We start from the raw sequence: 26,996 nt of genomic DNA, 5'->3' as shown, positions 1-26,996 counted from the left end.
ATTATTTTCCTGGATGACCGTAGAACGGTACCCGTTTTATAAATAGCTTTAACGCTTCCCAATAAATACCGCCGATTATTTTCAAAGCCATAACAGGCGTTTTCTTTAATACGCTGTGGATACTTTCTTGGTTTAGCGGTGAACGTAATAAATTCATACCGGCCACGAAGTCCTTTTCTTCCTGATGCGCACTTATTTGCACAAACAATTTTTCTGCAGGCGGCAGAATGCGCCAGTGGTAGGTCATATCGATGGGGTTAAAAGGCGATACATGAAACACCTTTTGGCTTGTGGGTTCCTTTTCGCTTAAATCGACTAAATAATAATGCCTCTGCAGCCAGGGGGTATTGCTGACTTCAGCCAGCATATAGGTATAAGTGCCCTGCTGATCTAAAAAGTAAAGGTTAACTGGGCTGAAAAACAAACCGAAGGTTCGAATGTTGCCGACAAACATAACCCGGCCATCTAGCTTTCTTCCCGCCAGCGCTGACATTTTAGACAGCGCTGCCTCATGTAAGGTGCCAGGCTCTTTTTTAAGGTAGTCTTTTCGGCGAAACCACAGCGGAGCAAAACCTTTACACGAAAACCAACGACTCAACTGATGAGCTTCTTTCAGCTCCGACAGATCAATTGCCCACTGAAAGAATTTATAATGGAACTCATGCTTTTTAGGTTTGTATCGGGCGTGGAATAAATCCCCCCAATAAATGCCACTTTTCATTGGTTGGGAACCTGCTCGCTATTCAAGCGGTTAACAACATCGATGGCGCTGCGTACCCCGTCTTCGTGAAACCCATTGTACCAGTATGCGCCACAAAAATGCGTATTGCGCTTACCACAAATTCTGTCACGCTGCCCGCGAGCTTTCATTGACGACACTGAATATTGTGGATGGTCAAACGTCATGGTTTTTATGATTTTTTCAGGGTCTATCATTGCCGTGTTATTGAGCGTTACGCACAAGGTATCCTCACACTGAATGCCCTGAAGAATATTCATGTTGTAGGTCACCGAGCTGGGTTGCTGCTCTGCACCCTCATCGGTTCTCAGCAAATAGTTCCAGCTTGCCCATGCGCGCTTTTTCTTCGGTAACAAAGTGGTATCTGTATGCAACACCACTTCATTCGGTTGATAAGGAATACCACCGAGAATCGCCTTTTCATCATCCGTTGCGTCGCCCAGTAATTGCAATGTCTGATCGCTGTGACAAGCAAAAACAACCTCATCGAAAAACTGTTGCTTGCCGTCAGAAAACGTCAACGTCACCTGATCGGACTGACGCGTGACCGCGGTAATTTCGCTGCCCAGGTGTATACGCTCCGCATAAGGCTCTGTAAGCATGGGAATATAGGCTTTTGAACCGCCAACAAGCGTATGCCATTGCGGTCTGTCGCTCACGTTTAACAAACCATGGTTATTAAAAAAGCGCAGAAAAAAGCCTAACGGGAACGCTTCTGCGTCTGCCAATGTGGACGACCAAATGGCTGACACCATGGGTAGCAGATAATAGTCCGACACCGCCTGTGGAATATCGTTTTTTCTTAAAAACTCACCCAAAGTGACTTGATCCAGCGTCTCGCTGTCTTGCCCATACGCTTTTTTGGCTGCTTTGTTAAAAGCCAATATACCCAACACCAGACGGTAAAACTTAGGGCTGAAAAGGTTACTGCGTTGCGCAAACAGCGTGTTTAAATTGTGACCGTTGTATTCAAGCCCCGATTCGGGGTCAGTCACACTGAAACTCATTTCGGTGTCTCGCCACGCCACTTTTAACTCACGCAATAAACGCTTAAAACGTGGATACGTCTTGTCATTAAAGACAATAAAACCAGTATCCACCGCGTACATCGTATTATTGATTTTTACGTCATTAGTACAGGTGTGCCCGCCAATGCGGTCTCGCTTCTCAAACACACTTACTTCATGTTCTCGACTTAAATAATAGGCGCAGGTTAGCCCTGCAATACCACTACCTATAACTGCTATTTTCATTTACTGCTTCCTTGCCATATATTCGGAAAGCTTCACTTGCATGCCTTCCGGAAGAAGCCCCATAAACTTAAGCATACCACTGAAAAGTTTCGGGAATGCGATATCTCTTTTGTTTTTCTCAATGCCATTAATAATGGCTTTCGATGCGGTTTCTACGGTTACGCGCATCGGCATTTCAAAGTCGTTCGCATCGGTCATCGGTGTTTTAACAAAACCGGGCGAGACACTTTGCACTCGAATACCGCGTTTTTTCAGATCCACTTCCAGGCTGCGCGTAATGTAGTGCATGGCCGCTTTCGAACCACCGTAAGCCTGTGCTTTGGTGAAAGGTAGCAACCGTGCCAAACTATCCACAATGACAAGCTTTGAGCCCTGCGCTATTTTCGGTAAAGCCGCTTCCACGCAGTTCATGGTGCCAAATACATTCACACGGAAAACCCGTTCAAACATATCAGCATCAAAGTTATTGGTATCGAGGTACTCACAGACGCCGGCACACAGAATAACGCTGTTTAGCGTCTCAACAGTACTCAAAGCTTCAATAGTCGCGTTCTTATCGGTAATATCAAACGCCAATGTGTCGATAAACTCAGGGTATTCAGACTGTACTTCTTCAAGCGCGTCCTGATTGCGTCCACACACAATGACCTGTTCACTTTTTGCGGCGTAGTCCAATGCCAGTTGACGGCCGATACCTGACGACGCGCCGGTAATTAGAATGCTCATTCGCTGACCAACCTGCTTTTAATTTTATCAATAACGTAGCCAACCAGCGGCACGTGTTCATAAAGCATTGCACCCAAGTCATAATAGTCGCGCTGCTCACGAATTTTGCCGTCTTCGAAGCTAATATAAGAAACGCCCGGCAAAATAACTTCCATACCATTGCCAATCTTGGGGTGTGAATAGCGCATCTGCCACGACAAGTATGCTCTTTCTTCACTCACGCACTCATCATCAAAGGTGAAATGACAGTACTCGACGTTCTCCATCGTGCCTTTAAAGTACTTTTTTAAATCCTCTAGTCCAACAACCTGATGAATCGGGTCAGTGAAACTGACCTCGTCGTGATACATATCGTCCATGTCATCAAGGTTGTCGGTTTTTAACTCGTCGTAAAAAGACTTTAATGCGTCGACCAACTCTTTGTTATCCATGTTTCACCTGCTTAAAGGTTGTTAAAAAACGTTCCCGAGCCGCTTTGTGCTCGACGATTGGCGGATAATACTCAGTATTACTCCTATTCTTGAGCCACTCATGTGGCCAATGGATGTGCTTATCCGGCACACTATCAAGCTCTTTAACCCATTTACGAATATAGGCCCCCTGCGGATCAAACTTCTCGCTCTGCTTAACCGGGTTAAACACACGAAAATAAGGCACCGCATCGGTACCTACAGACGCGCTCCACTGCCATCCTCCGTTGTTAGCCGGAAAGCTTCCGTCTATTAGATTTTGCATGAAATAAGCTTCGCCTTTGCGCCAATCAATGAGTAAGTCCTTGACCAAAAAGTTAGCCGTTATCATACGTAGGCGATTATGCATCCAACCGGTTTCATTCAGCTGACGCATACCCGCATCAACAATCGGGTACCCGGTCTTTCCTTCGCACCATGCGGCAAAACCTTTTTCGTCATCGCGCCATTGGATACTGTTGGTTTCTCGCTGGAAGCTTTCCCCTTTTGACAGTCTAGGCTCAAAGTCTATTAAGTGCTGATAAAACTCGCGCCAGGCCAGTTCGGTCAGCCAGGTATCGGGACCTTCCGGTAACCCGTACGGAAATTCCGGCGAGAACTGCTGCAATGCTCTGGCTGCAGTTACTGGTGAAATCGCGCCAATAGCAAGATACGCTGAAAGTTCTGACGTATGATTTTGATCGGGCCTGTCGCGCCCAGCCTGGTAAACTTCTACCGAATGCCCTACAAACTGTCCCAGCTTACTTAAAGCCGCCTCTTCACCCGCTGGATAACGTGATGAGTCCTGAGTTTTCAGCAAAACGTTCGGTAAAGGTTCGGTGTTAATGTTCGGGAATGAGTTCGGCTTAAACGGTGTGACGTCTATTTCTTGAGCTAAAACCGCTCGCCAGCGCTTGTTAAAAGGCGTGAACTTTTTATAGTACTCACCCTGCTGAGTTTTCACCATTCCCGGCTTAATAAGCAGGTTGCCATGGTGCTTACTCACCTCAACACCGTCATTTTCTAAAACCGCTGTTACTGCCCTGTCGCGGTTTTTTTCATCTAGCGCGTATTCGGCATTAAAATACAGCTTATTGATATTATGCGTTTTACAAAATTCGCGAAGCGCACCACCTGCTTTTGAAAACTTACCGATATTTTTAATATGGAGTTTAATGCCCAATGCAGCCAACTTTTCATTGAGCACTTCGAGAGTACGCCACAAAAAGTCCTGCTTAATCGGCGCCCAATGGTGACGCTGCCAAGTGTCATCGCACACCAGAAAAATCGCTTCAGGAGCACTCTTTGACTGACATGCAAGGTACAATGCTTCATTGTCCAGTGTCCGCAAGTCACTGCGAAACCAAATTGCTTTTTTCAATGTGCTCATTCCTTACAAACCGTAACGAAGCTTCAAGTCGACTGGATACGGGTTCAGATACCACTGGTTCTCGAGATACTCTTTCGGGAACTCGCGCAGGTAGTGTTTGATAAGCGTTAGCGGAGACATTAACGGCAGAACACCGTCATGGTACTGCAAAATAATATCGCTGAGCTCCTCGCGTTGTTGGTGTTCTAAGTCACCCTTAAAATACCCTTGTATATGTTGCAACACATTGGTGTGATTACGCCGTGAAGCGGGTTCAGAAAGTGCTGCCATGACATCGCGGATGTACTGAGTAGCGAATTCAGCATCAACAGTATCGGCCTCGCCGAGCCGTTTGCCGAGCTCTCTGTAACGTTGCTGGTTGTGCGCTAAAAGCAATAGTTTGCAAGAGCTGTGAAAGCTCAACAGGTTGTTTTTCGTCGGATTACTTTCAATTTGCTTCCATTGACCGTAGACATAAACCCGCATAATAAAATTTTCACGCAGATGCGGATCATTTAAACGACCGTCTTCCTCTAGTGGCATGGCCGGGTTATTTTCTTGCAGACGAGAAGCAAAAATACCAGTAGCTTCTTTGCGGGCATGTCCTGTATCGGGATCATAAAGCTTCACACGCTCCATTCCACAACTGGGTGACTTTGCGCAAAGAATGTAGCCACTCAGATCTTTTGCCTTAATCTGAATTTTATCAGCAAAGTCAGACAGCTTCGTTGTGACTATTTCACCAGTTTTAGGCACTACCGCTTCAACGGTTTCGCTGCCATCGTTACCGTGCTTTTCCAGTCGAATCGTGGGTCTGGGTACTGGCATGCCAATACCTACTTCTGGACAGAAGCGGACTAAATCAATATGACGAGTCAGCTCATCGGTTGCAAACGCTGAACGTTTATGACCGCCATCAAAACGCACTTCATCGCCCATAAGGCATGAACTAATACCAACTTTTAAACGCACTGTGACTCCCTCTTATAACGTCATTCCGGTGTTGTGCTGTTTTAATTTACGATTCTTTATGAAAAATAGTTTCGTTCCTTTTAACAAAAATAGATCCAACTTTGACTAAACGCACGTAGAAGGAGTTAATTCACAAGAGTTCAGCGGAAAGAGGTGTTATGTCGTTGTCTGAGCAGTTACCGATTTTTCCCCTCACCTCTCAAGTATTACCTGAGGGGCGTATGAAGCTGCGTATATTTGAGCCTCGCTATATTCGTTTGGTTAAGGACTCATTGCAACGCGACGCAGAGTTTGTCATAGCCATGTTTGATAACGACAAGTCACCGTCAGAAGACGACTACATTCGTCCTTATGGCACTTCGGTAAAAATCATCGACTTTGAGCCACGCGACGACGGTTTGCTTGGAATTACTGTCGAAGGCCAGAGCCGCGTCCGTATTCTTGGTCACTGGCTAGAGTCTGATAATTTAAGAGTTGGCAACATTGAACACTTACCAGCTTGGCCACAAGCAGCGTTGCCGGACTCTTGTATAAACCTAAAAGAAAAACTTCAGGAAGCTTACGAAACCTATCCTGAACTCTCTGAATTACTGCCAGATTTAAGCTATGAAAGGCTTGATTGGCTGTGTTCTCGCTGGCTTGAGATTCTCCCACTCGACACAGACACAAAACAATCTTTAATAAAAGAGGAAAGTTGTCTAAAAACACAGGAATATTTGCTAGACTTAATGGGCAAATAAATAAATTTCTGTCATCGAGTGATCCGAATGCTCGGAGCTTAAGTATTAATTGGTACATTGTGGAAAGATAGCAGGTCTAATTATGCAGATGGTGTCAGGAAGAACATCGACTCGGGGGTCTATGAATACCACCCAAACAGACGCTGCAGAACGTGCAGCCGAACTGCTTGCAAGTATAGCTGAAACTCGAAGCCGAGCGGCTTTCAGTGAACTGTTTCGACATTTTGCGCCCAAACTGCAATCTTACGCAACGCGGCAATTTGGCAATGAGCAAACCGCCATGGATCTGGTTCAGGAAACCATGACGAATGTTTGGCATAAAGCGCATTTGTTTAAGCCGGACAAAGGCTCGCCATCGACTTGGATATTCACCATTGCTCGTAATATTCGCTTTGATCTCTTACGTAAAAACAAAAAGCGCAAAGACGACATTAGTGCCGACGAGCTATGGCCTATTCTGTCCGAACAAAACGATAGCTTAGACGATGGCTACAGTTTGGATAACGACGTGTTGATGCAGGAAATATCGCAATATTATGCACAACTTCCAGACGCTCAACGTATTGTCATTGAGAAAATTTACATTGAAGGTAAGTCACAGCAAGAAGTTTCTGATGCTCTTGGCGTGCCTTTAGGGACCATCAAATCCCGAACTCGTTTAGCACTTAAGAAATTGAAAGAGTTGATAGTCAATGATGATTAAATCGCACCCGGGCGAAGCCCTGTTATACCAATACGCTGCAGGTGACCTCAGCGCAGCCATGACGATAGTCGTGGGGACTCATATTGATATGTGTAAGGCATGTCGTCGGACGGTGTGCGACATTGAACAAAAATTGTGTGAGGATAACCTGGACACTATTGTCAATGTGGCTAACCAGGCTATGACCAAAAGTCAGTGCGACAAAATGCTTGAAGCTATTTTTGAGTCTTCGGTTTGCAACAAAGTAGAAAACGAGCCTAACGATATTTTATATCTTGAAGGTCGACGTTTCACACTACCTAGAACCTTAGCACACAACAGTCACCGTATTGGCGACTGGTCAAAATTGGTTGGGAAATTGTGGAGAGCTCCGCTGACGCTGGAAAATGGTAATCAGACGAACCTAATTTATATGGCACCTGGTGCCAGAGTTCCTGAGCATACACACAAGGGTCAGGAAGCAACACTGGTATTGGACGGTGTGTTTAATGATGAAAAAGATGAGTATAAAGACGGTGACTTTGTGTTGCTTGATCCATCAAAAACACACACACCAGAAACTCAGGAGCAGGACTGTCTGACGTTAGCAACTTTGGATGCCCCACTGCATTTCACCTCTGGCATCAGCCGGTTGCTTAACCCATTCAGCAGCTTATTCTTTAGAGCTTAACCTCAGCGATAAAAAAAGAGCCTGATTTTACTCAGGCTCTGCATTCTCTACACGACTCTTAAACTTTTGACCTGGCTTAAAGCTTACCACTCGGCGAGCCTTAATTGGGATTTCTTCACCGGTTTTCGGGTTTCTTCCCGGACGTTGGCCCTTGGTTCGCAACTCGAAATTACCAAAGCCCGATAACTTCACCTGCTCACCACTTTCCAAAGCAGTGCGTATTTCCTCAAAAAAATCTTCAACAAGCGTTTTTGCGTCTTGCTTACTAATACCGTGTTTCTCAAACAGGACTTCCGCCAATTCTGCTTTGGTTAGCGCCATAGTTTAATCCCTCAGTGTTGCATTAAACTCACTTCTTAAGGTGTCTATAAATTGAGTCATAATATCGGTAACGTCGGCCTCTTCTAACGTCTTGTCAGCGTCCTGTAATGTTACAGACAGCGCCAAGCTACGTTTGTTTTCAGGCACGCCGTCACCCTCGTATACGTCAAATAAGTTTAGGTCAACTAACTGTTTTACGCCAATATTTTCCATCGCAGCCAACAGTTCGCCTGCCGCAACATGCTTATCAACAATGACGGCTAAGTCACGACGAATGCTGGGGTAACGCGACACCGGCTGCGCTACAGGAATACGACGAACAGCGATAGCATCCAATTCAATTTCAAACACAAAAGCCCGTTGGTTTAAACCTAACGCTTTTTCATGCTGTGGATGCAAAGCGCCCATAAAGCCGACTTTACGTTCTCCTTTATAAATCGCCGCAGACTGCCCTGGGTGCAACGCATCGTGCTGGTCAGCCACAAAGCGGAATAAATGCGCTTCGCCGGTTTTTTCTAGTAGAGCTTCAACATCGCCTTTTACATCGAAAAAGTCGACGGCGCGCTCACCTTCTGACCAGTGCTCAGTATGCGCTTTACCAGCACGAATACCGCCCAATACAGGCTCCTGTCGCACACCGTTTTCAGCGCTTTCATCTGGAATAAAACGTAAACCGGTTTCAACAAACGCTAATACCGCCTGCTGACGTTTTTGGTTGTGTGCCACCGCTCCTGACAAACCTGGCCAAAGGCTTACACGCATAGACGACATATCAACGGAGATTGGATGCGGCAACGTCAGCGCGGCCGTTTCATTAAACAGCATCGCCTGATGTTTTGGATCCACAAAGCTGTAAGTAATGGCTTCTTGATAACCACGCTCAACCAGCGCATTCGTTAAGGTATGGCGACTAACCGAAGCTTCTTTGCGATCAGTCATGCGAAGCTGTGCCGCGGGTGCCGCTGCTTTAATAGCGTTGTAACCGTACACACGCGCCACTTCTTCAATTAAGTCTTCCTCAATGGCAATGTCAAAACGGTATGACGGCACTTGAACCTGCCATTCGCCATTATTGTAGTCAACGTCCAGACCCAAACGCTGCAGAATTTCCGTAACTTCGTCATCGGCAATTTGCACGCCCAGAACTTTGCTCAAACGAGCGCTGCGTAATTTGACGTTAGCGCGCTCCGGCAGGTGTTTCTCAGACACCGCTTCAGTAACCGGCCCTGCTTCGCCACCACAAATATCTAGCAATAACTGCGTTGCACGCTCCATAGCAGTGCGTTGCAATTGCGGGTCAACACCACGCTCGTAGCGATGAGATGCATCCGTATGCAGACCAAAACGGCGTGCTTTACCTAAAATAGCGTCCGGCGCAAAAAACGCACTTTCTAAGAAAATGTTTTTGCTTTCAACGGTCACACCACTTTCTTTACCGCCGTAGACACCTGCCATTGCCAATGCTTTTTGTTCGTCGGCTATCACTAATACGTCTTCATCGAGCTCAACTTCTTCACCATCTAGCAGCGTCAGCTTTTCCTTAGTTGCAGCCAAACGCACGTGGATATCACCTTGTAGCGCGTCTAAGTCGAACGCGTGCATTGGGTGCCCCAACTCAAGTAATACATAGTTGGTAATATCGACCACAGGGTCAATACTGCGGATGCCGCTCCGACGCAGTTTTTCACTCATCCAGATAGGCGTTGGACGTGACACATCAATGCCTTTTATCACGCGACCTAAATAACGCGGGCACTGCTCCCGCGCGTCTAAATGAATTGCTTTTTGATCATCAACCTTGGCTGCAACGTCCTTAATTTCGGGCTCGTTAACATCCAGTCGATTCAATACACCTAGCTCACGAGCTATACCACGAACACTCAAACAGTCACCGCGGTTTGGCGTTAAGTCGATATCAATACTGTGATCTTCAAGACCTAAGTACTCACGGTAATCTTTGCCAACTGGGGCATCTTCCGGCAGTTCAATGATGCCTTCATGTTCGTCAATTAAGCCCAGCTCTTTGAACGAGCAAAGCATACCGTGCGACGGATGCCCACGTAGTTTCGCTTTTTTAATTTTGAAGTCGCCCGGCAAAACGGCACCAACTTTAGCGACAACCACCTTAATACCCTGACGACAGTTTGGCGCACCACATACTATGTCTAGCAGCTCACCGTCGTTAGTGTTCACCTTAGTGACTTGCAGCTTGTCCGCATCCGGGTGTGGTCCACACTCAACCACTTCACCCACCACAACCGTATGGAAGTCTGCTGCAACTGGCTCGACACCGTCGACTTCAAGGCCAGCCATGCTCAATTGCTCGCTAAGTTCATTGCTGTCTACGGCCGGGTTAACCCATTCTCTTAACCACTGTTCACTTAATTTCATTCTGCAAATGCCTTCTGAATTCTTTATTAGTTGAATTGTTTTAAGAAACGTAAGTCGTTTTCAAAAAACGCGCGCAGGTCGGTTACGCCGTAACGCAACATAGTCAGACGCTCAACGCCCATACCAAAGGCAAAGCCGGTGTACTTTTCCGGGTCAATGCCAACCGCTTTCAACACGTTAGGGTGTACCATGCCGCAGCCCAGTACCTCTAACCATTTGCCGTCTTTACCCATGACATCGACCTCTGCTGAAGGCTCTGTGAATGGGAAGTAAGACGGACGGAAACGCACTTGCAATGACTCTTCAAAAAAGTGAGTCAGGAAATCTTCTAAAATGCCTTTTAACTGTGTAAACGACACATCGGTATCAACCATCAAGCCTTCAACCTGATGGAACATTGGCGTGTGGGTTTGATCGTAGTCGTTACGATAAACGCGGCCTGGCGAGATAATACGCAATGGCGGCTGTTCCACTTCCATGGTACGAATTTGAACACCCGAAGTCTGAGTACGCAGCATCGTTGAGGGAGTAAAATAGAAGGTATCGTGGTCTGCACGAGCCGGATGATTCGCCGGAATGTTCAATGCATCGAAATTATGAAAACCGTCTTCCACTTCAGGACCTTCTTTAACACTAAAGCCCAAGTCACCAAAAAATTGTTCAATGCGGCGAATAGTTTGCGTAACCGGGTGTACACCACCAACCGCAGCGTTACGGCCTGGTAAAGTGACATCAATACGCTCAGCGTCCAACTTGGCTTTAAGCTCTTCTGCCTTAAGCAGCTCTTTGCGCGTGTTAATACTCGCTTGTACTTGCTGCTTCGCTTCGTTAATTTTCTGACCGGCCTCGCGACGTTCAGATGGGTCGAGCTTTCCTAAGCCTTTTAACAGCTCTGTTAATTGGCCTTTTTTCCCCATGTATTGAACGCGAACGTCATCCAACGCTTGCGGGTTATCCGCATTGGCGATGGCCGCTTCGGCTTGTGCGACGATTTCCTCTAATTGCATTGTTTCCCTCAACACTGACAATAGGCTTTTATAGCGTGATTTTTAAAGGCGTTATTCTATCAGAAAAACGATCAAAAAAGGGAGCCTAATGGCTCCCTTTGAAATCTGTTTAAACGAACTTAAAAAGTCGTTGTTTACAGTGCGCCTTTCGCCTTCTCAACCAAAGCAGCAAAGCCGTTTTGATCGTGAACTGCGATATCAGCAAGGATCTTGCGATCGATTTCTACTGATGCTTTTTTAAGGCCGTTGATAAAGCGGCTGTAAGACAAACCGTTTTGACGTGCCGCAGCGTTGATACGAACAATCCATAATTGACGGAATTGACGTTTCTTGTTGCGACGGTCACGGTATGCATATTGACCTGCTTTAGTGACTGCCTGTACCGCAACGCGATAAACGCGACTACGGGCACCATAATAACCTTTCGCCTGCTTCAGGACTTTTTTGTGACGCGCTCTCGCGATTACACCACGTTTTACTCGTGCCATTTGCTAATCTCCCCTTATGCGTACGGTAACATACGATCGACTAATTTAATGTCCGCTTCGTGGACCATGCTCTTAGCACGCAGCTGACGCTTACGCTTAGGAGTTTTCTTAGTCAGAATGTGACGCAAGTGAGATTGCTTGCACTTATAACCGCCTGAAGCAGTCTTTTTGAAGCGCTTAGAAGCGCCTTTGTTTGATTTCATTTTTGGCATGAAATTAAACTCCGCATTGTTGATTGAAAGTGTGAAAGGGTGAGACAGCAAGCTGCCTACTTGTAGACCACGATCACTTCTTAACCGGTGCCAGAACCATAATCATCTGGCGACCTTCAGCCCTTTTAGGGAACGACTCAACAGTTGAGATTTCTTCTAAATCCGCTTTAACACGGTTTAGCAGGTCAATACCCAACTCTTGGTGTGCCATTTCCCGGCCACGGAAACGGATAGTGACTTTCGTTTTGTCACCTCCCTCGAGGAAGCGACGCAGGTTGCGCAGTTTTACCTGGTAGTCGCCCTCATCTGTGCCAGGTCGGAATTTCACTTCCTTAACCTGAATCTGTTTCTGCTTTTTCTTCTGTTCTTTCTGTTCTTTACTCTTCTCGAAGAGGAACTTACCGTAATCCATTAAGCGACAGACCGGTGGCTCCGCGTTAGGGCTCATCTCCACCAAATCAACACCAGCTTCCGCTGCTGCATCAAGAGCCTCGTTAATACTGACGACACCAGCTTGTTCACCATCGGTTCCGATTAAGCGAACTTCATCAACACCGGTAATTTGGTCGTTGATACGGTTTTTATCTGCAGCTTTTTGAGTTCTTTTTCCGCCTTTAATGGTTTATTCCTCCAAGTAATTATTAAATTTTGCGAGTCCGTACTTCGTCTTCAATTTTTGCAATGAAGTCTTCCAGAGCCAGTTTACCCAGGTCTTCACCGCTACGAGTACGAACCGCAACCTCGCCAGCCTCGACTTCTTTGTCGCCGACAACCAGCAAATAAGGAACTCGTTTAAGAGTATGCTCACGGATTTTAAAGCCAATCTTCTCATTTCTCAAGTCAGCCGTGGCACGAATTCCCTTTTCATTCAGTGATTTTACCACCTTTTTCACATAATCGCTCTGATTATCGGTGATATTCATCAAAACGACTTGCGTCGGTGCTAACCAAACCGGGAAATGCCCTGCGTATTCTTCAATCAGAATACCCATGAAACGCTCCAGTGAGCCTAAAATAGCACGGTGAATCATTACCGGCGTATGACGCTCGTTGTCTTCACCTACGTAAGTCGCACCTAAGCGCCCTGGTAGGGCAAAGTCCAACTGAATAGTACCACACTGCCAAGCACGACCTAAGCAGTCGAATAACGTGAATTCGATTTTCGGGCCGTAGAATGCGCCCTCGCCTGGCAAGTATTCAAAGTCGATATCGTGCGCTTTCAGCGCGTCAGCCAAGGCTTTTTCACTACGATCCCAAGTTGCATCATCGCCTAAACGCTTTTCAGGACGCGTCGACAGCTTTACATCGATTTTGTCGAAACCAAAGGTTTCATAGGTCTCGTAAACCATCTTAATACAGGCTGCTACCTCGGGCTGTACTTGGTCTTCAGTACAGAAAACGTGCGCGTCATCCTGAGTAAAGCCACGTACACGCATCAGACCATGCAATGCGCCCGAAGGTTCATTTCGATGGCACGAGCCAAATTCTGCCATACGCAAAGGCAAATCACGGTAAGACTTTAACCCCTGGTTAAAGATTTGTACGTGTCCCGGGCAGTTCATCGGTTTAACGGCATACTCACGATTTTCTGACGCCGTTGTGAACATCAGGTCAGAGAATTTCTCCCAATGGCCTGATTTTTCCCACAACACACGGTCCATCATCATTGGACCTTTGACTTCCTGATAATCGTATTCACGCAGCTTTTCGCGTACAAACTCTTCCAGCTCGCGGAAAATCGTCCAGCCGTTGTGGTGCCAGAACACCATGCCCGGCGCTTCTTCCTGCCAGTGGAACAAGTCCTGGTTCTTACCAATTTTACGGTGATCGCGTTTTTCCGCTTCTTCCAAGCGCTTCAAATAAGCTTTTAACTGTTTCTTGTCTGCCCAGGCAGTGCCGTAAATACGCTGTAACATTTTGTTGTCAGAGTTGCCGCGCCAATACGCGCCAGCCATTTTCATGACTTTAAAGTGTTCGCAGAATTTCATGCTAGGCACATGCGGTCCCCGGCACATATCAATGTATTCTTCATGGTGGTAGAGCGCCGGTCGAGAATCGGTTGGAATGTTCTCGTCTAAAATCTCAATTTTGTAGGGCTCATGACGGTCAACAAAGGTTTCACGCGCTTCTTTCCAGCTGACGTTATTTTTAACGACTTGATAGTTGGTTTTAGCCAACTCTTTCATTCGCTTTTCAATTTTTTCTAAGTCTTCGTCGGTGAAGGTATGGTCAACGTCGATATCATAGTAAAAACCGTTATCGATAACCGGACCAATCGCCATTTTCGCATCAGGCCACAGCTGCTTAACTGCGTGACCCATTAAGTGAGCGCACGAGTGGCGAATAATATGAACGCCATCGTCGTCTTTCGGTGTGACAATTTCTACTTTGGCGTCGTGTTCAATCTTATCGCAGGCATCGGCCAACTCGCCGTCGATGCGACCAGCAACAGTCGCTTTCGCCAGACCAGGCCCGATATCCATAGCGATATCCATGATTGAAACCGGTTGTTCAAATTCGCGTTGACTTCCGTCAGGGAGAGTAATTACAGGCATGAAACTTCCTTCCTATCCAGTGGTGACACCTACCAAGTGCCACATGCTCTATTTATTGAAATTTGGTGCGTTCGGTACCATCGAACGCAAGACGCTACTATAATCGACCGCTTCCTTTAGAGCAACCTTAGAGCCTTCCAATGTCTGAGTTTACCGCCGAAATCACCGGCCAATTAGCCGCTTTATTAGCTGCCAGCTTTTGGGCGGTCGCTACGGTTTTGTATCATCGCGCCGGTAGTCACTTTTCGCCACTACAAATGAATTTGGTAAAAGGGGTTATCGCTACGCCCCTGTTATTTATTGTTAGTTTGTTGCTGGGTAATTCGCTGGTAATAAGCTCCGGGTTCTGGGTATTAGCGCTAAGCGGCGTTATTGGCATTACCGTTGGGGACAGCTGTCATTTTGCGGCACTGCGCAGACTTGGTCCGTGGCACGCCATGTTACTTGAGTATTTGGCTCCGCCGCTCGCTGCTTTTATGGCCTGGGTCTTTTTAGCCGATAACCTCTCTACCCTTGAAATAACCGGCGCTGTTATCACGTTAAGTGGCGTGCTATGGGTGGTTACTGAAAAAGCACCAGACAAACAGCCGGCTCTTTCCTTGTCAGGGATTTTTTTCGGGTGCGGCGCGGCATTGTGTCAGGCAACCGGACTGGTCATGGCTTTTTCCGTATTACAGGCCGAACAAATGAATGCCATTGACGCTGCCTTTGTTCGACTTGCTGCAGGCTCTATTTTACTTGCTGCCATTGTCGGCCTGTCAAAACAAGGAGCCTACAAAGCTATCATCAAACAGTTTCGCACCATTAACCCCTTGCCACTGCTAGGCGCCATTGTTTTTGGCACCTTCCTGGCTATTTGGTTACAACAGGTATCTATTGCCAATATCAACCCGGGCCTCACCCAAACACTGCTCTCTACCGCGCCTCTCTTTTTAATACCGATTTCTTTACTGAAAAAACAACGTATTACCGTGCGCTCAGCCACTGGTGCCTTGGTATCATTAGGCGGAATAGCTATTTTATTTCTATAGTAAAAGGAAATAAGGAGCTCTGTATGAACGAAGAAAATTTAAAAAGCGTCCCCGTGAAATGCCCGCATTGTGGTCACAATACCTTTTTGGATATTGATGCGTCAGAGGGAAACCAGGACTATCAGGAAGAGTGCTCGGCCTGTGGTGATCTCATTCATGTGCAATTACAAGTCGATGAAATTAACCAACAGGCGCGCATTAAAGTCGACGGTAACGATGAGCAATTTTACTGACGTTTCGCCAACACTCGCTCTACCGTATCAACCGTTGTTATCGTCTGCTGGTCAAGCTCAATGTTGACCTCTGAGCCAGCTTCACATTCACCTAAATTTGTAATGCGTAAGGTTTCTGGAATAAGGTGTAAGGAAAAGCGGTTGTTTTCAACCTGACCAATGGTCAAACTGGCACCGTTGACGCTGATAAACCCCTTATCAAACAGGTAGCGACTGTGCTTTTCCGGTATTTGTATCCACATCGCGCAATTGTTTTCTGACAGCTGTACTTCAGTTACTTCGCCCTTACAGTGAATATGCCCAGACACGCCGTGGCCGCCGATTTCATCACCAACCCGCAGTGAACGCTCGAAATTAACCTTGTCACCTTCTTTCAACTTGCCTAAGTTGGTTAGACGCAGGGTTTCATCGATAACATCAAAATGCACCTGTCTGTCACTGAATTCAACGACCGTTAAACAGCAACCGTTAATCGCTATACTGGCACCAATAGCTAAGTCTTTTAAGAATTTAGGTTCAGTTTCGACCACAATATGTCGAAAAGAAGTTTGGTCAGAGACTGAAAATATCGTAGCTTGTGTTTGAACAATACCTGTAAACATGAACCACCCATGTGACAAGGAACCGGAGAAATGACTCGAAGTGTACTTATTTTTAAGCCCGTTGGCTATGCACTCATTGCCTTTAGCGTACTGAGTATGGCCGCCTGCTCCGACAAACCCGGCTTAACCGAATACGCAGACACGCTACATAGTGAAGTAAACCAAACACTCGAGTTACCTGCGCGTTCTATAACACCTGAAAAGCCAGCACTTCAGTATCCGGCAAAAAGTGAACTCAAACGTGACATCTCGCGCACCAGCCTTGGTTTTATGGACAGTATGCGTCTGAATCATTGTAGACTGGGTCAGGAAATTGCTGAAAACAACAGCTCGCTGGGCAAATTAAAAGACGGCTTCAGCAGGTATCATGCCGACTTAACCATGATACAAGCACTAAAAGAGTGCATTGAACACCCTGAGTCTGGCGATATTAAACCCCAGTTAGAAGAAGCGTTAACACACAAACAGTCGCAGTTAAATGCCAGCCTCGCCAATGCCTTTGCCTACGAAGAAGGCCTGCGTAAAGCGCTGTCTATTGGCAACAATTCACTGCCACAAATTCATGTCACCGAATACAACTATGCCGTTAACGCGCTAGAGCGCTTCACCCGAATTTTAGAGCGTTGGAATTACACAAAAGAAGCGGATGATCCGTCCGAGATGATAAAAATGCTGGGCCGACTTGAACGCAGTAACTATTTACCCGACTTATTCAGAACCATGCTGGACTATGCACACAAGCTAGAGGCCATGCGTGAACAGTTACCGGAAATTCCAGAGTTCCTGCACTGTCCTAATGGAAACGTTCCGAAAAAAGCCGAGCAATTGCGCGACGCATTTAACAACATATACATAAAAGAAATGCAGGGCGACATTGCCGAAGTGATTGAACAACATCAGCGGCTATTAATGACCCTTGAAAACTTACAAGGAATAGCTCCGCAACCAGCGCTAAAAAGCTATATTGCAGAGCTCGGTAAGCTCAGCAAAGTGTTAACCGATGCCACTGTCCACTTTGTTCGCCCCTGGCAGCGGTTTTACAGCGCGTGTAATTTCACCCCTGCGCCTGACTAGAAATTCGACAAACAGTGACTTTTTGCAAAAAATGACTTGCACGAGCGGCCGCAAATAACTAATATACCGCCCGTCTTCACGACACACCCCAAAATGTGCGTCCTTAGCTCAGTTGGTTAGAGCGCTGCCTTGACATGGCAGAGGTCGGTAGTTCGAGTCTACTAGGACGCACCACTTTTCTAAGCTTTACCATCAGGCTTCTTTTAAATTCATTTTTAACGTTTCTATTCAAACAAACAGTAATAACCTCGGGCAATGTCGGACTTCTCCTGCTAAATAATTTTGTCTAAACAGAGTTCAATCAATTCAAACACCCGTTTATTTTCCTTTTACCCAGGCAAGCCACAGCGTTAAGCTAATGGCACACAATAAAGGCGTAATAAGGAACAACATGACAACTTACAAAGCAATTAACTTGGTTAAGCGCCCGAATCCGGGTCCAGTCAGTGCGGATATTTTTGAAGTGGTGGAAAAAGAACTACCAACAGTTAACGACGGTCAGTTTTTAATTAAGCAAACTCACATGTCGTTAGACCCGGCCATGTTTGGCTGGATGAGTCCCGATACCGAAAGTTACATTCCGCCGGTTGAGCTCAATACTGTCATGCGCAGCTCGGGCGTTGGTGAAGTCTTGGAAAGCAAGCATCCGGACTTTGCTAAAGGCGACCGCGTAATGGGCATGATGGGTTGGCAAGAATACGCGCTGAGCGACGGCCAAGGCATTAATAAAGTACAAGCTGACGTGCCCGACGAAATGGTTCTGTCCGTGTTCGCCCTACCCGGCTTAACCGCCACCCAAGGTTTGTTCAACGTTGGCAAGCCAAAGTCTGGCGAGACTCTGGTGGTTACAGGAGCCGCTGGCTCAGTCGGCTCTATTGTTGGGCAGCTTGCCAAAGCCGATGGCTTACGCGTCATTGGCGTCGTCGGCAGTGACGAAAAAGCCGAGTGGATAACCAGCGAATTAGGCTTTGACGGCGCTATAAACTACAAAACCGACGACTTAAGTGCCAAACTACAAGAACTCACACCTAATGGCATCGATTTATACTTTGAAAATACCGGTGGCCCTATTCAGCACCATGTGATGCAGAATATGAATGCCCACGGACGCATTGTGGTGTGTGGCATGATCGCCGACTACGACAAAGCCGAGCCCGCGCCCGGTCCAAGCTGGGTGCCTATCATTAAAAAGCGTTTAAGCATTCAGGGCTTCACCATGCCGGATCACTTCCACGAAGTGCCTAGCTTACTGGAGAAACTCACCCCGTATGTCATGAACGGCAAAATTAAATACCGTGCGCACACGCTGGAAGGCCTTGAGTCGGCCATCGACGGTCTGAACCTGTTCTTTAGAGGGGATAATAAAGGGAAGTTGTTGGTTAAGCTGTAATATTATTAATCGAGGTTTTACCACCATCTTGTTCATGAACAGCCCGCATTTTACGTGCGGGCTATCAGTAACCGCTCGGCGCTGAACAGCGCTAACTCATAGCCTGTCCTTTTTAATTTGTGTATTAATATCCCCTTACATTAACAAACCGTAAAGAATTTCACGAACGGTAAAAAACCGCTAAGCTTGTATCCGAACCTCATAAAAAAGCGGGCTTATGAAAAAAATACTGAATTACTTTCTGAAGGGCTTGGCGATCTTACTGCCGATAGTCATTACTGTTTACCTCATTCGCTGGTTGCTGGTCACTATTGAACAGTCCTTAAAACCGGTTTGGATGGCGCTTGGTGGTGACGCTTACTATTTCCCAGGCCTCGCGTTTATAAGTTTCTTAGTACTTGCCCTACTCGTTGGCTTTAGTTCTCGTTGGAACCTGTTCAATTCTATTTGGCAGTTGCCGGGCAAACTCATGAACAAAATGCCGCTGCTGCGAAGCTTATACGGCACGGTTAATGACGTGTTTGAAATGATGTCGGGTAAAGATTTTGCTGACGAATCCGTCGTTATGGTGACATTACCAAACAGCAATACAAAACTGATAGGCATTGTGACGAAAAAAGCAGGTGCTAGCGACGACAAATTATCGGAAATTCTCGATGACGAACAAGTCGCCGTCTTTTTGCCAATGAGCTATAACGTTGGTGGTTACATGATTATGGTGCCAAAGGATTGCGTGGAATCCCTCGATATGAAGCCAGCCGAAGCCCTGCAGCTAACCATTAGTGCGGGGATTGGTAAAAACCACAAAAAAAGCGACGCTAAAAAATAGCGCCGCTTCCGTTTTTTGAGTATTTTGGCTTATTTCAGGTCAAAGCGATCCAACTGCATCACTTTTGTCCATGCCTGAATAAAGTCATTAACGAACTTCTCGTTAGCGTCGCTCATTGCATAAACTTCAGAGACCGCACGTAGTTCAGAGTTTGAACCAAAGATAAGATCAACCGGGCTTGCTGTAAACTTCAGTTTGCCCGTTTCGCGATCATAACCTTCGTACACCGCTTCGTTGTCTTCTGATTTCTTCCACTCGTTATCCATCGTTAACAGGTTAACGAAGAAATCATTATTCAACGTACCCGGTTGTTCAGTTAATACGCCGTGCTCAGACCCGTCGTAATTCGCTCCAATGGTGCGCAGGCCGCCAATCAGAACTGTCATTTCCGGTACCGTCAGAGTCAACTGATCCGCTTTATCGACCATCATTTGCGCCGGTGACAAGCGGTTGTCTTCACCAAAGTAATTACGGAATGCATCGGCTTTCGGCTCTAAGAAAGAGAACGAGTTAACGTCGGTCATTTTCTGAGTGGCATCAGTGCGACCCGGCTCAAATGGAACCATCACGTCGTAGCCTGCGTCGGCAGCTGCTTTCTCAACTGCTGCAGCACCACCCAGCACAATGACGTCAGCCAGTGACACGTACTTATTTCCTGACAAGTCATCGTTAAAGTCCTTATGCACTTCTTTCAACGTTGCCAGAACTTTTTTCAGCTCTGTCGGATTGTTCGCTTCCCAGTTAATTTGCGGCTCTAATGCAATACGTGCGCCATTTGCACCGCCACGCATATCTGTGCCGCGGAAGCTTGAAGCCGACGCCCAAGCGGTACGAACTAACTGCTGAACCGTCAGACCTGAATTCAGAAGTGCCTCTTTCAACTCCGCTACGTCGTTCGAATCAATAATTTCGAAATCAACATCTGGAATAGGATCCTGCCAAATCAAATCTTCCGTTGGCGCCATATTACCTAAGTAACGTTGGTTCGGCCCCATGTCACGGTGAGTCAGTTTAAACCAAGCTTTTGCAAACGCTCTTTCAAACTCTTCCGGATTCTCATGGAAGCGTTTCGCTATTTTGCGGTACTCAGGGTCAAACTTCAGTGACAAGTCAGTGGTAAACATAATTGGCGCATGCCGTTTACCCTCGACGTGCGCGTCCGGCACTAAGTTAGATGCCTGACCATCCACAGGGATCCACTGAATAGCGCCCGCCGGACTCTTAGTTTGTTCCCACTCAAAGCCAAACAGGTTATCCAGGTATTGTGTCGTCCATGCGGTTGGATTGACTGACCACGCACCTTCTAAGCCACTGGTAATAGTGTCTTCAGCGTTGCCTTTACCACATTTGTTTTTCCAGCCAAGGCCCTGCTGCTCAACAGGGGCAGCCGCTGGCTCAGCTTCTAAACATTCTTCTGGCTTATGCGCACCGTGTGCTTTACCAAAGGTATGGCCACCGGCAATAAGCGCCACAGTTTCTTCGTCATTCATTGCCATGCGACCAAAAGTATCACGAATGTCCTTTGCCGCTAAAAGCGGGTCAGGTTTTCCATTAGGACCTTCCGGATTGACATAAATGAGTCCCATCTGTACTGCTGCTAATGGGTTTTCCAGCTTACGATCACCTTTGTAGCGTTTGTCGCCGCCAAGCCACTCAGTCTCAGGTCCCCAATAGACGATGTCCGGCTCCCAGGCGTCTTCCCGGCCACCAGCGAAGCCATAGGTTTCAAAGCCCATCGACTCTAAAGCAACGTTTCCTGTTAACACCATTAAGTCGGCCCATGACAAGCTACGGCCGTATTTTTGCTTCACGGGCCATAACAAACGTCGCGCTTTGTCTAAGCTAACATTGTCCGGCCAGCTATTTAGTGGCTCAAAACGTTGTTGAGCGCCAGCGGCACCACCACGACCATCTTGTACTCGATAAGTACCTGCACCGTGCCAGGCCATACGAATAAAGAAAGGACCATAATGGCCATAGTCAGCTGGCCACCAGTCCTGATCCGATGTCATTAATTCTTCAATATCTTTTTTAACCTGTTCAAGGTCTAGTTTGCTAAACGCTTCCGCATAATCAAAGTCGTCACCGTAAGGATCTGACTCAGGACTGTGCTGACGCAATGGCTCAAGGTTCAACTTGTTAGGCCACCAGAATTCATTGGATTTAGGCTCTGGCTTGTTTACATCGTAAGACATATTGTCCTGTGCACTAGCAACACCAGAAGCCACTGACAACGATACCGCAATTGATACCGCAGAAAGTAAAGGAAGTGTTTTCTTAAACATGGTTTATTACCTTTTTGTTAAACACCAGTTTGGGCGCAAATAATAATAGACCAAACCAACAATTTCGGTAGGTTCAGATAGATTCGAAAAACAGATTGGGTTAATCGGAAGGTTCTTATTTACCCCTGAAATTCTTCCAAATGTTAAGGAAAAATAAATGTGGAGGTAAAAATATCACGCTACGTATATATCTATAGATAACACGCTTCTTGAATAAGGCATCTTGTCACTTTGTTTAAATCTAAAGCGATATTTTCAACAACAGCAAGTAACAAACTCATCGAGCGGCTTGTCAATGAGTACGATATTACCCTGCGTCGATTTGTTCGTGTAAGAACGGGTCAGTTTGATGAGGACGATGACGTAATGCAGGAAATATATGTAAAACTCAGTCAAATTTCAGATCTTCACAAACGGCTGTCAGGCAGAATGTCGACAGTAAAAAATTACCTATTACAAATTGCTAACCACGTCATTATTGACAGAGCTCGTCGTAGTGCTTCACGGTGCGCCTCAGACCACATTTCTCAAATTGAAGAGCTTCACTTTACAGATTTAACATCACCTGAGCGTGCTTATACCAACAAAGCCATGTTAGAGCGTATCGAGCTAGCTTTAGGTCACCTGAAGCAAGAACACAGGCAAGCGTTTTTATTGAGTAGAATTAACGGAATGAGTTACAGAGAAATAAGTGATCAACTGGATGTTTCAGTTAGCACCGTAGAAAAATACATTTCCTCCGCTTTACGTGAAATAAGGAAGGCAACGGAAGGTCTTGAGTCGGCAAATGGTGAGATTAAGTTATGAACCGTGACGAAAAAGTGCAAAAACAAGCCGCCTACTATGTCACGCGGTTATTTTCCGGTGAGTTAACCGCCAGTGAAGAGCGCGAGATACAAAAGTGGCTTAATGAAGACATCTCTCATAAGCGAGAATTCAATGCGATACTCGCAATTTGGCAACACAGTGAAGTGGCATACCGTTCAACTAAACGTGCTTCTCATTTAAAACGATCTTTCTCATTCGCTGCATCTATTCTTATAACCGCTATCACTGTCTACTTTTTAATAAACGCCCTTCCCTATTTTTCACCCGCTTCTCAAGAAGTTAAGAGGAACCAGCTTTTAACAAATAAGGTTCACAACCCAATCATCATGACTAAAGCCTTTCAGTCCAGCGTAGGTGAAGTTCGTCAGGTTGACTTGCCGGATGGTTCAACGGTTACTTTAAATACCGATAGCGAAATTTCCGTTATGCTAACCAGTGAACAACGTTTGGTTGAACTGCACCGGGGTGAAGTGTTCTTTGACATTCAAAAGGAAAATTCCAGACCTTTCATTATTAACACCGGGGAACAAAGAATAACCGTTCTGGGCACTCGCTTCACTGTTCGTAAGAACACCGCTGAAGACTCACTAAAAATATCGGTTATAGAGGGTGTCGTTGAATTTGATACCCTTAAAACCAACACAAACAAAACCATTCGCCTATTAACATCAGGTGATATCGCAACGTACGAGAACAAACACAAAAAAATCTCATTAACTCGCACAAACAGCAACAATCAGCAGCCGGGTTGGATTAAGGGCGTTCTTCGGTTTGATAATGCCCCTTTAAGTGAAGTCATCTCTGAATTGAATCGTTATCGCTCGAAGCAAATTAAAATGGGTTTTGCTCAACAAGAGCAATTCCGCATTAGTGGCGTATTCCGACTGAGTGACGATGATAGTGTTTTAAACGCCATCACAGCAACTCTTCCAGTTAAAGTTCACGAAACAGAGCATGCTATTGAGCTTTCCAAAAAATAATGGAGGACATTCAAGTTCAGTGCGTATATGCCTTTAAAGACGCAGTAAACCTTCAATAAATAAAAAGGTACTGATTATGATTAAGCATAAACAAAGTTACATCGCACTTTGTACCTGCGCGGCCTTAAGCTGTATTTCCCTATCAGCTCAAGCAGCGCCGATTATTCCTCAAGACCCCGACCAGTCAATATCGCTTGCAGAACAACCGTTAAGCGCGTCGTTACTTGATCTCGCCGAGCAAACAGGCACGCAAGTTATATTCTCTCCAGAGGTTGTTGATGGTTACAGTGCTGCGCCCTTAGAGGGGGACTTCGCACCTCTAGAGGCACTAGAGCGGTTACTAACAGGAACTGACCTTGAGGTTATACGTCAGTCTGAGAATACATTTATTATTCAACGCAAAATAGAAAAACAATCTCAGCCCAGTTCTGATCAAGCAGAATCTATGGAAAAAATTACTGTCGTGGGCAGCAATATTAGAGGCGCACAAGCTGCCGGAAGACTACCAGTTACAGTCCTCAATGCCGACGACATAACCAATACTGGAGCAGTAACCGGGGACGAGTTATTACGATCAGTGCCTCAAGTGGGAGACATTAGCTTTAATAACGAACGAGCCATTGGTGGTGTTAATGACGCCCGAGGGGATGTTGCTTCCATCAATTTAAGAGGCATAGGTACTGGTAACACGCTCACCCTTTTGAACGGTCGCCGCTTAGTGTTGCACCCGGGGACCCAAACGGAAAACTTTGTTCCAGTCACAACCGTCAATTCAAACACGTTACCGGTATCGGGGCTGCGTCGACTGGAGGTACTTAGGGACGGAGCATCCGCGCTTTATGGTACTGACGCCGTTGCTGGCGTTGTTAATTATGTTCTCAAAAAGGAAGTAACTCAGTCAGAATTAAAGCTTAACGCCGGTAATGCTGAAGGCACCTCAATGCAACAATACTTGGCAAGCGGATCGACAGGCTTTTACTTCAATGATAATAAAAGTCATTTAAGCCTATCATTTGCCTATTATACCCGAGATGAAATTGGCGCTAATGAACGGTCTTACTCAGCAAGCGAAGATAGGCGTTTTAATGGTAGGGTTCCACCGGAGTTTATAGGCGATACACAATTAGACAATCGTTCTCTTTCCAGCCCGTGGGCAATTTTTGACGGTGAAAACATTGGGCGCTTCCATATTCGCCCTGAGTCAATGGGTGACTGTTTTCAGGTCATTTCTGACGGCGTCTGCGCCGCTGAAGGCCCTATCCCACGAGAAATGCGTTATGACTCTGCGCTTCAGGATCAAAGCATGACTTCCGCTGTTGACCGGGTTAACTTATTCGCCTATTACACCCACTCCCTTAGCCCAAATCTCGAGTTGTTCGGTGAAGCGCTTTACTATGACGCTATATCAAAACGCCGTAGAGAACAGAACGCTAATTTAACCGCACAACGTTTTACCATTAGCGAAGATGCTGCATACAACCCCTTTGGAGAAACCGTTACATTACGCAATATTCGACCAATGGACGTTGGCCCGAGAAGAATTGAAGTTGAAGACTCCAGCTACCGCCTTTTAGCGGGACTGCGTGGTTACACAAAAACCTGGGAGTGGGAATCAGCCTTGCTTTATTCCAGAGCGGACACTCTGGATACCGGTTATAACAGGATACGCGTCAGCGCATTACAGCAAGCAATAAACTCAACCAATCCAGAAGAGGCCTATAATCCATTTATAGGTGGAGACCCAAATAATCTAAACAGTGGAACGAGCGCTTACAACGCGCCTGACGTGATAGCAAACTTAACCGATAATATTACCCGGGATAGTTCTACTGAGCTTGCTCAATGGGACTTTAAACTCTCAAACCCCACACTTGCCAACTGGTATGCCGGAGACATTGGGCTTGCAGCCGGAGTTGAGTATCGCTATGAATCCTACGCTGACGACAGACACCCACTTCTGGATGGCTCGGCACCATTTTATGATCAGGTAACCGGCGAACTAATGACAAATTCTGACGTGCTTGGCAGCAGTTCGACACCCGATGCACAAGGCAGTCGTAATATATTTTCCGCCTATACAGAACTGCTTGTCCCTTTCCATGAAACATTCGATATGCAGGTGGCGTTGCGCTATGAAAGTTTTTCCGATGTCGGCAGCGTGACCAAACCTAAGCTGGCGTTAAGCTGGCTCCCTGTCGGGTGGCTTCAATTAAGAGCTTCTTATTCCGGTGGCTTCAGAGCCCCCAATCTTCCTCAGGTAGTTGAAGAAAGTGTCTCCCGCACAAACACCCGAACAGATCCCGTCATTGATGATAGGTACAGCATAACGGAAGTACGAGGTGGCAACAGCGACCTCAAACCAGAAGATGACGAAATATATAATTTCGGCATTGCGATTACTCCATTCGATAGCTTTCTCATTACCGTTGACAGATGGCGAATTAAACAAGAAGGCGTCGTCGGTATTCTAAATAGCCAAACTCACCTGCTATACGATTCACTGCTTCGTTCCCAGGATGAGTCAAACCCTGCGGTGATTCGTAATGACGAACTAGAAGTCGTTTATGTCAATAACCAATACGATAACTTAGAAGTCCGAGAAATCTCGGGGACAGATATTAGTGTCGGCTATCAAGTAAACAGTGATAACTATGGCCTTTTTGATTTCTCCATCAATGCCGCTCATTTACGTAAGTTTATGCAAACTCCAGATCCTATCAGTGCTATCGTTTTGGAGGCTCAAAAAAGTGGAAACCCAGCTGTCCCCGTTGACATACCAGTAGTTGGTGCGGGTGACTTACGGCAAATAAACGGTAATCCTAAATGGCGTGCATTTGCTCGTCTAGATTGGGACCTGGGGAACTGGGGCGCGGGTGTTCGAGTCAACTACATTGATGACTTTTACGAAACCAGTGTCACCACATCCGAAGGAGATATGATGCCGATAGATAGCTGGACAACAACCGACATCTATCTCGACTACCACTTCAGCCAAAGATCTCTCGACGGGCTCAGTATCCGATTAGGCGCCCGAAACATAGCCAACAAGAAACCGCCTATTGCCGATGAAAGCTTTGGTTATTTCTCAGACGTCCATTCAAATCGCGGACGTTACACTTACGCAACCTTGTCCTGGGCATTTTAGAGGA

26 protein-coding genes and 1 tRNA gene are annotated in these 26,996 nt (G+C 46.3%); 12 read left to right on the top strand and 15 right to left on the bottom strand.

Annotated features, from left to right (window positions below; genetic code table 11):
* Window position 1 precedes the first annotated feature (1 nt).
* The 6 genes from CWC33_RS11410 to CWC33_RS11385 are packed head-to-tail and all read right to left on the bottom strand — an operon-like array spanning window position 2 to window position 5,475.
* Window positions 2-721, bottom strand: a complete 720-nt coding sequence (locus tag CWC33_RS11410; protein WP_100692030.1) for a DUF1365 domain-containing protein — start codon at window positions 719-721, stop codon at window positions 2-4.
* Entirely contained in the window at window positions 718-1,992 is a 1,275-nt protein-coding gene (locus CWC33_RS11405) for an NAD(P)/FAD-dependent oxidoreductase (protein ID WP_100692029.1), read from the bottom strand. Before CWC33_RS11405 ends, CWC33_RS11410 begins: the two co-directional genes overlap by 4 nt.
* A complete protein-coding gene (locus CWC33_RS11400) occupies window positions 1,993-2,718 on the bottom strand; it encodes an SDR family NAD(P)-dependent oxidoreductase (protein WP_100692028.1) in 726 nt (241 codons plus the stop codon). It lies immediately after the preceding gene.
* A complete protein-coding gene (locus CWC33_RS11395) occupies window positions 2,715-3,149 on the bottom strand; it encodes a nuclear transport factor 2 family protein (RefSeq protein ID WP_100692027.1) in 435 nt (144 codons plus the stop codon). Before CWC33_RS11395 ends, CWC33_RS11400 begins: the two co-directional genes overlap by 4 nt.
* Window positions 3,142-4,557 carry a deoxyribodipyrimidine photo-lyase gene (gene phrB / locus CWC33_RS11390; protein ID WP_232709802.1) on the bottom strand — a complete coding sequence of 472 codons (1,416 nt, stop codon included), beginning with the start codon at window positions 4,555-4,557 and terminating at the stop codon, window positions 3,142-3,144. Before phrB ends, CWC33_RS11395 begins: the two co-directional genes overlap by 8 nt.
* 3 nt (window positions 4,558-4,560) lie before the next feature.
* Complete coding sequence (locus CWC33_RS11385) at window positions 4,561-5,475, bottom strand: YbgA family protein (protein ID WP_232709876.1); 915 nt, start codon at window positions 5,473-5,475, stop codon at window positions 4,561-4,563.
* A gap of 191 nt (window positions 5,476-5,666) precedes the next feature.
* On the opposite strand from CWC33_RS11385, the gene CWC33_RS11380 reads away from it, so the two are divergent.
* The 3 genes from CWC33_RS11380 (at window position 5,667) to CWC33_RS11370 (ending at window position 7,621) form a co-directional block, all read left to right on the top strand.
* On the top strand, window positions 5,667-6,248 hold the full coding sequence (locus tag CWC33_RS11380; protein ID WP_100692024.1) for an LON peptidase substrate-binding domain-containing protein: 582 nt from the start codon (window positions 5,667-5,669) through the stop codon (window positions 6,246-6,248).
* Window positions 6,249-6,330: 82 nt separating this feature from the next.
* On the top strand, window positions 6,331-6,951 hold the full coding sequence (locus tag CWC33_RS11375; protein ID WP_100692023.1) for a sigma-70 family RNA polymerase sigma factor: 621 nt from the start codon (window positions 6,331-6,333) through the stop codon (window positions 6,949-6,951).
* Complete coding sequence (locus tag CWC33_RS11370) at window positions 6,941-7,621, top strand: ChrR family anti-sigma-E factor (RefSeq protein ID WP_100692022.1); 681 nt, start codon at window positions 6,941-6,943, stop codon at window positions 7,619-7,621. The genes CWC33_RS11375 and CWC33_RS11370 overlap by 11 nt, the downstream gene beginning before the upstream one ends.
* Before the next feature lie 27 nt (window positions 7,622-7,648).
* On the opposite strand, the gene CWC33_RS11365 is transcribed toward CWC33_RS11370, so the two are convergent.
* From CWC33_RS11365 to thrS, 7 genes are all read right to left on the bottom strand, one after another.
* Window positions 7,649-7,942, bottom strand: a complete 294-nt coding sequence (locus CWC33_RS11365; protein WP_100692021.1) for an integration host factor subunit alpha — start codon at window positions 7,940-7,942, stop codon at window positions 7,649-7,651.
* Window positions 7,943-7,945: 3 nt separating this feature from the next.
* The gene (gene pheT, locus CWC33_RS11360; RefSeq protein WP_100692020.1) at window positions 7,946-10,333 is read right to left on the bottom strand and encodes a phenylalanine--tRNA ligase subunit beta; all 2,388 of its coding nucleotides are present in this window, start codon (window positions 10,331-10,333) and stop codon (window positions 7,946-7,948) included.
* 26 nt (window positions 10,334-10,359) lie between these two features.
* Complete coding sequence (gene pheS, locus CWC33_RS11355; RefSeq protein WP_100692019.1) at window positions 10,360-11,340, bottom strand: phenylalanine--tRNA ligase subunit alpha; 981 nt, start codon at window positions 11,338-11,340, stop codon at window positions 10,360-10,362.
* Between the two features lie 134 nt (window positions 11,341-11,474).
* Window positions 11,475-11,828, bottom strand: coding sequence for a 50S ribosomal protein L20 (gene rplT / locus CWC33_RS11350; protein ID WP_053953835.1), 354 nt, complete (start codon window positions 11,826-11,828; stop codon window positions 11,475-11,477).
* A gap of 14 nt (window positions 11,829-11,842) precedes the next feature.
* The gene (rpmI, locus tag CWC33_RS11345; protein ID WP_053953836.1) at window positions 11,843-12,040 is read right to left on the bottom strand and encodes a 50S ribosomal protein L35; all 198 of its coding nucleotides are present in this window, start codon (window positions 12,038-12,040) and stop codon (window positions 11,843-11,845) included.
* Between the two features lie 73 nt (window positions 12,041-12,113).
* The gene (infC, locus tag CWC33_RS11340) at window positions 12,114-12,659 is read right to left on the bottom strand and encodes a translation initiation factor IF-3 (protein WP_088768076.1); all 546 of its coding nucleotides are present in this window, start codon (window positions 12,657-12,659) and stop codon (window positions 12,114-12,116) included.
* A 22-nt stretch (window positions 12,660-12,681) separates the two neighbouring features.
* A complete protein-coding gene (gene thrS / locus CWC33_RS11335; protein ID WP_100692018.1) occupies window positions 12,682-14,595 on the bottom strand; it encodes a threonine--tRNA ligase in 1,914 nt (637 codons plus the stop codon).
* Window positions 14,596-14,735: 140 nt separating this feature from the next.
* On the opposite strand from thrS, the gene CWC33_RS11330 reads away from it, so the two are divergent.
* On the top strand, window positions 14,736-15,626 hold the full coding sequence (locus tag CWC33_RS11330; RefSeq protein ID WP_100692017.1) for a DMT family transporter: 891 nt from the start codon (window positions 14,736-14,738) through the stop codon (window positions 15,624-15,626).
* A 23-nt stretch (window positions 15,627-15,649) separates the two neighbouring features.
* Window positions 15,650-15,859 (top strand): CPXCG motif-containing cysteine-rich protein, encoded by a 210-nt coding sequence (locus CWC33_RS11325; RefSeq protein WP_053953839.1) that lies wholly within the window; start codon window positions 15,650-15,652, stop codon window positions 15,857-15,859.
* Here CWC33_RS11325 and CWC33_RS11320 read toward each other — a convergent pair.
* Window positions 15,853-16,461 carry a riboflavin synthase subunit alpha gene (locus tag CWC33_RS11320; protein ID WP_100692016.1) on the bottom strand — a complete coding sequence of 203 codons (609 nt, stop codon included), beginning with the start codon at window positions 16,459-16,461 and terminating at the stop codon, window positions 15,853-15,855. The genes CWC33_RS11325 and CWC33_RS11320 overlap by 7 nt on opposite strands.
* A 30-nt stretch (window positions 16,462-16,491) precedes the next feature.
* On the opposite strand from CWC33_RS11320, the gene CWC33_RS11315 reads away from it, so the two are divergent.
* The 4 genes from CWC33_RS11315 to CWC33_RS11300 all read left to right on the top strand — a co-directional run bounded on the left by CWC33_RS11315 (window position 16,492) and on the right by CWC33_RS11300 (window position 19,754).
* The gene (locus tag CWC33_RS11315) at window positions 16,492-17,535 is read left to right on the top strand and encodes a DUF3080 domain-containing protein (RefSeq protein ID WP_100692015.1); all 1,044 of its coding nucleotides are present in this window, start codon (window positions 16,492-16,494) and stop codon (window positions 17,533-17,535) included.
* Between the two features lie 97 nt (window positions 17,536-17,632).
* Window positions 17,633-17,709: transfer RNA gene (locus CWC33_RS11310), tRNA-Val, on the top strand.
* A gap of 217 nt (window positions 17,710-17,926) precedes the next feature.
* A complete protein-coding gene (locus CWC33_RS11305) occupies window positions 17,927-18,925 on the top strand; it encodes an NADP-dependent oxidoreductase (RefSeq protein WP_100692014.1) in 999 nt (332 codons plus the stop codon).
* A 217-nt stretch (window positions 18,926-19,142) separates the two neighbouring features.
* Window positions 19,143-19,754, top strand: a complete 612-nt coding sequence (locus tag CWC33_RS11300; RefSeq protein WP_100692013.1) for a DUF502 domain-containing protein — start codon at window positions 19,143-19,145, stop codon at window positions 19,752-19,754.
* A gap of 29 nt (window positions 19,755-19,783) precedes the next feature.
* On the opposite strand, the gene katG is transcribed toward CWC33_RS11300, so the two are convergent.
* Window positions 19,784-22,039, bottom strand: coding sequence for a catalase/peroxidase HPI (gene katG / locus CWC33_RS11295; RefSeq protein ID WP_100692012.1), 2,256 nt, complete (start codon window positions 22,037-22,039; stop codon window positions 19,784-19,786).
* A gap of 231 nt (window positions 22,040-22,270) precedes the next feature.
* On the opposite strand from katG, the gene CWC33_RS11290 reads away from it, so the two are divergent.
* The 3 genes from CWC33_RS11290 to CWC33_RS11280 all read left to right on the top strand — a co-directional run bounded on the left by CWC33_RS11290 (window position 22,271) and on the right by CWC33_RS11280 (window position 26,992).
* Window positions 22,271-22,846 (top strand): RNA polymerase sigma factor, encoded by a 576-nt coding sequence (locus CWC33_RS11290; RefSeq protein WP_232709800.1) that lies wholly within the window; start codon window positions 22,271-22,273, stop codon window positions 22,844-22,846.
* Window positions 22,843-23,847 carry a FecR family protein gene (locus tag CWC33_RS11285; protein WP_100692010.1) on the top strand — a complete coding sequence of 335 codons (1,005 nt, stop codon included), beginning with the start codon at window positions 22,843-22,845 and terminating at the stop codon, window positions 23,845-23,847. Before CWC33_RS11290 ends, CWC33_RS11285 begins: the two co-directional genes overlap by 4 nt.
* A gap of 76 nt (window positions 23,848-23,923) precedes the next feature.
* On the top strand, window positions 23,924-26,992 hold the full coding sequence (locus tag CWC33_RS11280) for a TonB-dependent receptor (RefSeq protein ID WP_232709799.1): 3,069 nt from the start codon (window positions 23,924-23,926) through the stop codon (window positions 26,990-26,992).
* Window positions 26,993-26,996 lie beyond the last annotated feature (4 nt).

This window comes from Idiomarina sp. X4, from assembly GCF_002808045.1.
Lineage (GTDB): Bacteria > Pseudomonadota > Gammaproteobacteria > Enterobacterales > Alteromonadaceae > Idiomarina.
This window is presented reverse-complemented; position numbering and strand designations above follow the sequence as displayed.